At 41.8% G+C, this 9,917-nt stretch carries 8 protein-coding genes and 1 pseudogene; 2 read left to right on the top strand and 7 right to left on the bottom strand.

The window, feature by feature from the left end:
• Positions 1–456: 456 nt before the first annotated feature.
• Entirely contained in the window at positions 457–1,308 is an 852-nt protein-coding gene (locus BCT34_RS02005; protein ID WP_076652229.1) for a hypothetical protein, read from the top strand.
• 90 nt (positions 1,309–1,398) lie between these two features.
• On the opposite strand, the gene BCT34_RS02000 is transcribed toward BCT34_RS02005, so the two are convergent.
• From BCT34_RS02000 to BCT34_RS01970, 7 genes and pseudogenes are all read right to left on the bottom strand, one after another.
• Positions 1,399–2,292: a LysR family transcriptional regulator gene (locus tag BCT34_RS02000; RefSeq protein ID WP_076652231.1), complete on the bottom strand. Its 894-nt coding sequence runs from the start codon at positions 2,290–2,292 to the stop codon at positions 1,399–1,401.
• A 46-nt stretch (positions 2,293–2,338) separates the two neighbouring features.
• A complete protein-coding gene (locus tag BCT34_RS01995; RefSeq protein ID WP_076652234.1) occupies positions 2,339–3,262 on the bottom strand; it encodes a LysR family transcriptional regulator in 924 nt (307 codons plus the stop codon).
• A 139-nt stretch (positions 3,263–3,401) separates the two neighbouring features.
• Positions 3,402–4,607 (bottom strand): outer membrane protein transport protein, encoded by a 1,206-nt coding sequence (locus BCT34_RS01990; protein WP_076652236.1) that lies wholly within the window; start codon positions 4,605–4,607, stop codon positions 3,402–3,404.
• 71 nt (positions 4,608–4,678) lie between these two features.
• Positions 4,679–4,935, bottom strand: a pseudogene (locus BCT34_RS24580) (hemolysin D); the annotation flags it as partial.
• A gap of 139 nt (positions 4,936–5,074) precedes the next feature.
• On the bottom strand, positions 5,075–6,499 hold the full coding sequence (locus tag BCT34_RS01980; protein ID WP_083702779.1) for a DUF1254 domain-containing protein: 1,425 nt from the start codon (positions 6,497–6,499) through the stop codon (positions 5,075–5,077).
• A 207-nt stretch (positions 6,500–6,706) separates the two neighbouring features.
• Positions 6,707–7,603: a 3-hydroxyacyl-CoA dehydrogenase gene (locus tag BCT34_RS01975; RefSeq protein ID WP_076652239.1), complete on the bottom strand. Its 897-nt coding sequence runs from the start codon at positions 7,601–7,603 to the stop codon at positions 6,707–6,709.
• 128 nt (positions 7,604–7,731) lie between these two features.
• Positions 7,732–9,153: a DUF1254 domain-containing protein gene (locus BCT34_RS01970; protein WP_083702780.1), complete on the bottom strand. Its 1,422-nt coding sequence runs from the start codon at positions 9,151–9,153 to the stop codon at positions 7,732–7,734.
• A gap of 502 nt (positions 9,154–9,655) precedes the next feature.
• Here BCT34_RS01970 and BCT34_RS01965 point away from each other — a divergent pair.
• Positions 9,656–9,917 (top strand): transposase (locus BCT34_RS01965; RefSeq protein WP_198593494.1); only part of this gene is annotated, 262 nt, incomplete at its 3' end.

Below are 9,917 nucleotides of genomic sequence, written 5' to 3'. Positions count from 1 at the left end.
AATGGGGCGTACCATACATTTGCCCCATTCCTTCTTAGAGTAGATATTCATTAAAAGCCTATTGATGCCCCGAAGTTTGCTAGAGGTGCAGCTCGTCAATATTTCCTCATTACATTTAGCATTGATAAAACTAATGATAAATATCCCACTGAAAAATAACCATTTCAGTGGTTTTAATTTGTTAAGATCAAATATAAAAAGATGCACTACTTCTTTAATTCGGGCTTTGTGAAGTACTTATTCTGGAGGGAAAAGGCTAATAGTTGCTAAGGCGACATTTAGTTTAAGATTTTATCAAGCATATAAGGAAGAAAACAACTAGTGAATGTAATTCACTTCAACCTGAAATCTAAGTAACTTTTTTCAATTAAATCAAAGGGCAATAATCGACTCATCAAGTTAAGTGTCAAACGAAGATGCTTGAATAAAAATCACAAATATTCTTGAGGTGTCATTATGAATCAATATAAAAAGTCACTAACACTCTTAACCTGTGGAGTTCTTCTAGCGAGCACACCATTAACAGTAATGGCAGAAGAAGAGTTTCACGATGCTGATCCACGAAACACAAGTTGGCGAGGTGGTATAGGCGCTTCAGATGAAGGCGAGATAAAACTGGCTGTTGGTGGTGGCGGTTCAAACCTTTTTGATACTGATTATCAAACACAAACAAATATTTTGATTGAATACTACACGGATTCAGAAAATGCTCGACTTCGCTCAGCTCACTTTGATGAGCGATTTGGTGGCGTTTACATAGACTATAATCATATTAGTGATGCGATGGATTTCTATTCGGCGGGCTACATGCTTCCTTTGGATGCTGGAGACAATTTAATGCTCTTCCCATCAATCAATTATACTTACGTAGAATTTGATACCGATGGTTTGTCGAAAGTAGCGAATGAAGCATGTAATTTTGCAAATTCCTCTGTTGTGAATGCCTGTGGCACCCTTGAAGGGCTTGGAGGAGCAAGTGCAGCGTTGATTGAGCAAGTGATCGGCAATGACGACTCTGGTCAAATGGGGTCTGTGAACCTCTATGCTTTAAAGCCATGGAACGCTAACCACTACACTGTAATCAACGCCAACCTTGGGTCTTCGTTTGATGGTGTTGAAATGAATGTTGCTAATTTGATGTGGCTGCAAGGTATAAAGACAAAACTGGGTGACAACATTCTAAACATTTACTTTGAAATCAAATACGATGTGATTGAAATTGAACCGACTGGCTATACTGCAATTAACAACTCAACATTCAAATCTGAAGAGACCACGGGAACCATAGGCTTTGATTTCCGTTTCTAATAGCGGTGATTAGTTTCACTTACATGTCAATATCATGTAAGTGAAACCGCTTCATTGTTATTCGCTTTTTTATCGTGAACATTAAAAGCTCTATGAAAATGACTCCCTGATCACTCCCTTTAACCATTGGACCCCCATATCTCTTTCGGTTGCGTTGTGATTGATTAAATAGAGCGGGAGATCATCACAATTAAACGGCAAATCAAAACGTTGAACCAAATCTAGTTTTTTGGTTTTATCATACAAGTACTCAGGAATAACACTGAGCCAGTCACTTTCGGAAACCATAAAAATCAGATTCATTGCAGCTGTTGAACCGTATGTCACGTTCACATTAGGTACTTTATCCTGAATAAGCCCCTCAAATGTATTTCTATCAATATCTGGTCGACTCCAACCAACATGTTCTTCGTTGAGGAATGCTTTAAGCGTCAGCTGCCCATTAATTCTTGAATGACTCTTGTTTGCGATTGCCACCATTTTATCTGCCGCGACTTGTTCAACAACAAAAGAGCGATTTTCAGGATTGACGAATGAAATAAGTACATCGGCCTTTCGCATACTTAATGCGTTGTTAAAATTTCCTTCGCGATTTTCACTTCTAAACTTGACGATATTCACATTGGGAGCTGCGTGCTTTGAGATTTTTAACAATTTTTGAAAATACCAGAGGTCGAGATCAGAATCCCCTGCGATAAAAAAGGTTCTATCACTTGTCTTCGGGTGAAATGTTTCAAAGATCTTTTTGGTGCCTTCAAGAGCAGTGAGGTGTGGTGATATTTCTTTATAGAGTTCCACGGCGTATGTTGTTGGCTTTAACCCTCTTCCCTCTCTGACGAAAAGGGGATTGTTATACTCATTTCGTAATTTGCTGAGCGCATGACTTACCGCTGATGAAGTAATGTGCATTATTTCAGACGCACCTCGAACACTTCCCGTTTTATATATCGCAGAGAATGTTTTGAGTAAGTTTAAATCAATCATAGTGTGGTTCTACCGTTTCGAAACTCTACTTAGTCGTGAATGAAGTTCATGTTAATTTTCCAGCGATCAGTTCTTCGACCATTTTTTTTAGCCAAACATGCAGACTATGATTGCGGTTTTTTTGTAGTACAGAAATAGAAAAAGGGACTTCAATCGTTTTTGAAAAGTTCATGTCTATTCTTTGAAGCAAATCAGGATAGCGGGCAAGATACATTTTTGAACCGACTAATATCGTGTCTGAAGTTGATACGATATTCACCGCCGTTTGCAAGTCGCCACATCGTAGATCGATAATATATTCTCTCTCCGTTATCATTTCAGCTTGCGATTTAATCTTCATCCCATTTTCAACTTCAGTCCCTATACAGACAGCAAGATCGAATTCATCGAGTTCTTGTGGCGTGTGAACTCCGTTTGCTAACGGGTGCTCTTTTCGTCCATACACGCAAAGCTCGTCAACAAACAGTTGCTTGCTGTGTATCTCTTTGGGTTGATCGAGGATTTCATGATTCAATGACATGTGAATATTGCCATTTAGCAGGCCGTTCATCGTACCTGAATCGCAATTGTCGAGGCGAATTTTTACGTTAGGGGCTTCAGATTTGATTTCGGTATAGAGCTCGGTACCAATAAGTTCAAGCGCGGAAGGGTGAAGGGCAATGCGTAACTCTTCAGTTAAATGACTAGGATTAAAGGATTCTTGAGGTTGGAACGTTAATAATAGAGCCTCAAGTGCACTGGGCATTCGAGAGTAAAGGTGAGCAGCATACTCTGTTGGTGCTAATCCAGATTTTGTCTTAGTGAACAAAGGGTCGTCTAAGGTGTCCCGAAGCTTTTTCAATGTACGGCTAATGGCAGATTGACTCAGCCCTAAGCGTTCGGCGGTTTTACTGGTATTTCGTATTTGATACAACGAGATAAAAACTTTTAGATGATGTATTTCCAACTGCTCTAATCTATTTAGATTCATAAAGACCTACGAAAAATAATATGTTAGTGAGTATAATGCCAATGTAGGTTAAGTTGGCCCACATTGGCATTCATTCGTTAACTTTTATCTGCAACTCTAACTAGGGGCTGTTGACTTAGAGTATGGTCAATTCCTTAGGTTAAGTTTTGTAATTAAACAGTACACCAAAGTAGTGAATAGCGGCATCGTATTCACCTTTTAATTGGCTATTTGCAGGTCCATCAAGTGAATAAATGATGTCTGAGTTACCGCCGTAATAGTACTCGTAGTATAACTGCATGCGTAAATTTGTGGTTATGTCTTTACTGGCTCCAACGCCAAGTTTCCAAACTTCACCGGTTGGGACATCAGGGGCCTGTAGAGTTGGATCATCTTGTGGCGAGCTCTCATAGGTAACCCCCGTTTCTAAACGCCATTGAGACTCAAGGTTATGGTGCATACCAAGGCTCAAAGAGTAAGTGTCTTCCCACTGTCGATTAATCGCGGCACTGGTGTTAGGTAAAGTGATGGTTGTATCTTTAATTTTGCTAAAATCGCTCCAACTTGCACTCCATAGGGCGGCGGTATTAGGAGACAAAGAGTGATAACCACTAATACTGATAATGTTAGGCATGACGATGTTAAAAGATGCCGACTTAAGTAGGTTATCACCTTTGAAATCACCATCCATATCATGATTGATTTCAGAGCGATAAAAAGCACCAAATCGATGAGCTTTATTAACCTCATAAAAAACACTCAAGGTATAACCAAATTCTACACTTTCTCCACTGCCTGTTAACTTACGCTCGTTGTTACGAGAGGTCATGTTCTGTTCGATTTTGCCAAACTCACTGATCAAGCCAACACCCACAGAGAGCTTTTCATCGATTTTGAAAGCAAGACTCGGGTTAATCTGTATGGTCATTAACGACGTGTTTGTGACGAGTTGGGCGCCCGAAAAGTTATTCCCGTAATCAAGTGCTGAACCACCAGCCGCGGCAATGGCTAGACCAAAAGAAACCGCATCATTAGCTGGCGTTACCCAATAAAAAGAACCCGCAGGCATAGTTGTTCCGGCTTCGCTATAGTGTTCTCCACCAGAAAAAGCTCCCGTAGAGCCGCTATCGGTGTAGTTGATGTCTGAAATGACTCCTTCCAGGTTAAATGCAATCGTGCTTTGCTCAATTCTGGTCATGCTTGCTGGGTTAGCAAAAGCCGTTTCAGCACCTTCGGCGATAGCTTGTGCGCCTGCGCCTGCTGTGCTGACACTCATCATGCCCAGTTCAGGAAATACATAGGCGGCAGAATGGGCATGCGTGGAAAGTAACGCCGAAATAAGCGCCGTTAAATATGAATATCTCATGGATTAATTTCTCAAAATGGGGTGTGACTTAGCGCTGTATCGAAAGATATCAGCGCTTAAAATGGGGTTGATTATGGAGCGTTTGGATACGATTTATAGGAATGAAGACGAACTGTTGCTGCTCCAATGACGTCAATACAGCCAAGTAAAGGATGGGGTTTACTCGCCGTGATCCATGCTGAGCACGTCGCTCCAATAGAGATGACTTTCCCTTTTGGTTCAAATGTTTCGAGTATGGTTGTTCGGCCATGGGTGCTGGTATTAGAACTGACATGCGGCTTAACGCTCTGGGGCCTTGAATCGGTGAAACAGATGCTTCAAAACCGCTAAATGCAGTTTGCCAAGCAACCTGCGAGCCAAGAAGCCCAGCTCCGGCAATCGTTACATCTTTAATATTCAAAATGTCACCATTATTCTAAATGCAATGAGTCGACAAAAATATGCCGACTCATTAATTTGGACGTTAACTATTTGTTTGCTTTAAGAATTGCAGGTGGAATCCATTCACTTAGAAGCGCCGATTGCTTTGGTTCATAAAGACGCATAGTTACACCAATAACACCATCTTTAGGAGCGGGTAGCCAGTTAGAAACTTCACTGCCAGCTGGGCGGCTATGTTGTAAGTACAGCGTTAGTGAACCGTCATCATTGTAGGTTAGTTCATTACGGTCACCTATAGCGAAGCGGTCAAGTTCGTTCTCGACAGCGAAACCAGCTTCGTCGTACATAGTTACCGACCAGAATGCATCTGCGGGTGGTATTTCATCTGCTTCAAAATGCAATTCGTAATCTTGCTTAGCATGTAATACATCGCCATCTGCATCAGAAATGGCCAGTGGGTATATAGCATCTTCAGAATGGTTAGCACCAAGGCCAATCAATGCAATTGCTGCTCGTTTGATATAATGGTTGCCATAAACACCCATGGTGTCAGTTGGGATGATCCAGCCATTTTTTGGTGTTTCGATTTTCGGAATATAAGACTTGATATCTTTTTGCCCTTGTAAGGCACCTTGCTCAAGTACTTTTAGCTCTGCTTTTGATAGTTTTTCAAGATCCCAGCCCGTATCAGCAGAGAAACCAATTTGTTCCATACGCATCAATTGAGACATATCTGTTTTGTGTGCCCCATACTTAGTGATAAGTTTGCTGGCACGCTCGAAGAATGTTTTTGCATCCATATTGGCTACTTGATGAAGTGGCGAAGTCACCATGTCGATAGTCGGATCAATTGCTGATTTAGGTGCTACGTAATCGGTACCCCACTTCGACAATGGTGTGATCTTAAAACCATCTTGAATCTTGTTTACTTTTTCGTAGTCACGGCCATCACTTTCAGTACGTCCAATCATCCAGTTCATTGTTGTTGGTGAAACAATGCGTGTTACCCCTTCTGGTAGCTCACCTTGCCAATCTTCTGAAACGATCGCAAACGCGCCGCCATTAGAGCCTGATGTACGTGAGCCTGGTGCTGCATAGATGTCTGTCCACATATCGTACATAGGAAGAAGGTGATAATGACCATTCGTATCTTCAGATGTGATAATTACCGGCTCTTCAGAAATGTCGTACCAAGCGATCGAGTAAAGGGTATCAAAGTTTGGACGAACAACCTCTGTAAATGAAGCGTCTGGATAAGCACGGAAGTGCTGAATACCACCATTTACCGGAATGCCTCGATTACCTTGTTGTTCGCGAGTCACATCCATAAGAACGATTGGGTAGGCATACACATAAGCTTCTGAAATGATTTGCTGTGCCTGATCTTGAGCCAGTTCAGTTGAAAATATTTGTGCATTTGTGCCAGCGATTGAAGGGGAAGCGGCTAATGAAGCCGCACCTAACGTAAGAGTCAACGTTAAGGCCAGAGCCAATTTATCCTTCTTTAACATAGTTCATCTCCGAGGAATTATTTATGATTAATAATTGGTACGGGATTAATTTATGTACTTTGGCTGAACATTACTAGAATAAGAATCGACTTTGAGTTAGTCGAAAATCGAATAACAAGAGCCTGTAATTTAAATTGTGCATCTGATTATAATTAAGCTAGGCTAGATTTAGGGGTATACGTCAGTTCTGACGTATACCCCTAATGTTTATCGAATAAAATTCGCGTCTCTATAAGCAGGATTTGGGTATGAATAAAAACCCTCTTGGCTTTTTTCCCCTAACTTATTCTGACTGACGTAGTGCTCATCTAGGAAGTTAGCACGAGCTAATGCGGCAGCATCATCAAGTTCTTCACCCCATAATTTGTTAATGTCAGCAAAAAGGGAGATACCCACAATATCCATCGCCGCGAAAGGGCCTCTTGCAACGTTGTGTGCCAGCATCCAAGTTTTATCAACGCTCTCAAAGTCCGCTACTCCGTTCACGACTAAGTCAAGTGAAGCATTGAGCCACGGAATCATGATGGCATTGATGATGTAGCCGCTCTGTTCTTTGTGCAGAGGGATCGTCACCATGCCCATTGCTTTGCTGAATTGACAAATAACTTTGTATACCTCAGGGCATGTTGTTGGGTGCCCCATCACTTCACCGATACGGCTATCCCATACCGTATTACCGAAGTGTAGTGCGAGGAATTTTTCTGGGCGGTCGATGCTATCGATAATCTGGCTTGGAACCAAGGTTGAGGAGTTCGAAGTGAAAATGGTTTTCTGAGGAGCAAGTTTAGACAGTTCTTTATAAAATGACTGCTTAATCTCAACAGACTCTGGAATAGACTCGTTAATTAAGTCTGCATCTTTTACCGCCTCTGATAGATCAGACGTATATTTTAGTCGAGCAAGTGCTTCATCAACTTGTTCTTGAGAAGCGCCGCGCGTTGAAACAAATAATTCGGCGTACTCTTTGTGAAGTGCTTTACTCGAAGTAAGCCCTTTTTCAAAGTAGTCATATACAGTGACTTCAAAGCCGCTAAATGCGACCTGCCAAGCAACCTGAGAACCAAGAAGTCCAGCTCCCGCAATCGTTACATTGTTAATGTTCATAATATTATCTCCAGTGACTCACCCATATAGTTTGAATATGATGAGTTAACTCATATATAAGAAACAAAATAAGCCGATGAATATTTATCGGCTTATAAAGTAAAAATCGAATCGCTTATTGCTAGCGCTTACTTAGCTTTTTCAATTGCAGGTGGAACCCATTCACCGAGTAAGATTGACTGGTCTGGCTCATATAGACGCATTGTTACGCCAAGTACGCCTTTCTCTGGAGAAGGAAGCCAGTTGGACACTTTATCTTCAGATGGACGCTTATGCTGCATATACAGTGTTAGAGAGCCATCGTCATTGTAAGCAAGTTCATTACGGTCGCCGATTGCGTAACGATCAATCTCGTTGTCGACAGCAAAGCCTTTTGCGTCATACATGGTCACCGACCAGAACGCACCTACTGGTGGAATCTCATCGGCTTCAAAGTGAAGTGTGTAGTTCTGCTTAGCAACCATCTTGTCGCCATCAGCATCTGAAATCGCTATTGGGTAAACTGCGTCTTCTGGGTGGTTTGCACCAAGACCGATTAATGCAATAGTGGCACGCTGAATGTAGTGGTTTCCATAAACACCCATGTTATCAGTTGGGATGAGCCAGCCATTTTTACTCGCTGCAATTTTAGGAACGAACGACTGAATAGAGCGCATACCCTCAGCAGCGCCTTGCTCAAGAGCGGCAAGTTCAGCTTTTGACAAGTTACTCAGATCCCAACCTGTGTCAGCAGAAAAACCAATTTGCTCCATACGCATCAATTGAGACATATCAGTAGCGTGAGAACCATACTTAGTAATAAGTTTGCTCGCACGCTCGAAGAATGTTTTCGCATCCATATTGGCTACTTGATCAAGTGGCGAAGTCACCATATCGATAGTCGGATCAATCGGTGATTTAGGAGCAACGTAATCAGTACCCCACTTCGAAAGTGGTGTCATCTTGAAACCATCTTGGATTTCACCAACTTTATCGTAGTCGCGACCGTTGCTTTCGGTACGAGCGATCATCCAGTTCATTGTGGTGGGAGAAACGATACGTTTTACGCCTTCAGGAAGCTCACCTTCCCAATCTTCAGAAACGATTGCAAATGCGCCAGCGCCAGTTCCTGATGTACGAGAACCAGGGGCTGCATAGATATCAGTCCACATGTCATACATTGGAAGAAGATAGTAATGGCCATTAGTATCTTCTGAAGAGATAATCAGAGGTTCTTCAGATACGTCAAACCAACCTGATGAGTAAAGTGTATCAAAATTCGGACGAACCACTTCTGTGAATGAAGCATCAGGGAAAGCACGGAAGTGTTTGAATCCACCGTTCACAGCAATACCGTAGTTTGTTTGTTGCTCGCGAGTCACGTCCATCAGTACGATTGGATATGCGTAAATGTAAGCTTCAGAAATGATTTGTTTGACCTGATCTTGAGCCAGTTCAGTTGAAAATACTTGTGCATTTGTGCCAGCGATTGCAGGGGAAGCGGCTAATGAAGCAGCACCTAACGAAAGAGTCAACGTTAAGGCCAGAGCCAATTTATTCTTCTTTAACATAGTTCATCTCCGAGGAATTATTTATGATTAATAATTGGTACGGGATTAATTTATGTACTTTGGCTGAACATTAATAGAATAAGAATCGACTTTTAGTTAGTCGAAAATCGAATAACACCAGCCTAGGCTGTAGTATTTAGAACAGTCTCTATTTTTTAACCACCTAAAAAATCGTGTAAAAGTGACGCATCCATGTGTTCAAATTTGGGATCCCTCGAATGATGATCTGTACCATCAATACTGGACGCTACGGTAAGCGACTTTCCATACCTTTAGTTATCTATGAATTTCTAATTTAGGGGAAACTGTAGCTCATTTATGTCCAGAAATTTACTGAGAGGCAGATGCCCAGAAGCATGCTATTCAGTCATTGCAAGGGGCATAACATAGACATCCCATCTTGTTGAAATGATGCCTATGAATGGCTTTGTTGCGTAATTCATTGGAACTAAATCCAGAACTTACGATCTGATCAGTTACGTCCACTCTCTCTCGAAGCTCTATGCCTAAACCTCTGTACAAAACAACCAACTGGAAGCAATACAACCAATCACTCATTAACCGTGGTTCTCTGACCTTTTGGATTGATGAAGAAGCAATAAGTGGGTGGACGCAAAGAAAACAGAATAAGCGCGGGAGGCCACGTCGGTTCAGTGATTTAGCTATTACGACAGCACTTAGGGTCAAACGAGTTTTTTCTATGCCATTGAGAGCGCTTCAAGGATTTATCGACTCGATATTTAGGCTAGCCCATGTACCGTTAA

The organism is Vibrio sp. 10N.261.45.E2, assembly GCF_002875705.1.
Classification (GTDB): domain Bacteria; phylum Pseudomonadota; class Gammaproteobacteria; order Enterobacterales; family Vibrionaceae; genus Vibrio.
The sequence above is the reverse complement of the archived record's forward strand: the minus strand, read 5'-3'. Positions and strand labels throughout refer to the sequence as shown.

Coding starts and splice junctions, on each gene's coding strand:
- BCT34_RS02005 (WP_076652229.1), top strand. CDS start 457: ATGAATCAATATAAAAAGTCACTAACACTCTTAACCTGTGGAGTTCTT.
- BCT34_RS02000 (WP_076652231.1), bottom strand. CDS start 2,292: ATGATTGATTTAAACTTACTCAAAACATTCTCTGCGATATATAAAACG.
- BCT34_RS01995 (WP_076652234.1), bottom strand. CDS start 3,262: ATGAATCTAAATAGATTAGAGCAGTTGGAAATACATCATCTAAAAGTT.
- BCT34_RS01990 (WP_076652236.1), bottom strand. CDS start 4,607: ATGAGATATTCATATTTAACGGCGCTTATTTCGGCGTTACTTTCCACG.
- BCT34_RS01980 (WP_083702779.1), bottom strand. CDS start 6,499: ATGTTAAAGAAGGATAAATTGGCTCTGGCCTTAACGTTGACTCTTACG.
- BCT34_RS01975 (WP_076652239.1), bottom strand. CDS start 7,603: ATGAACATTAACAATGTAACGATTGCGGGAGCTGGACTTCTTGGTTCT.
- BCT34_RS01970 (WP_083702780.1), bottom strand. CDS start 9,153: ATGTTAAAGAAGAATAAATTGGCTCTGGCCTTAACGTTGACTCTTTCG.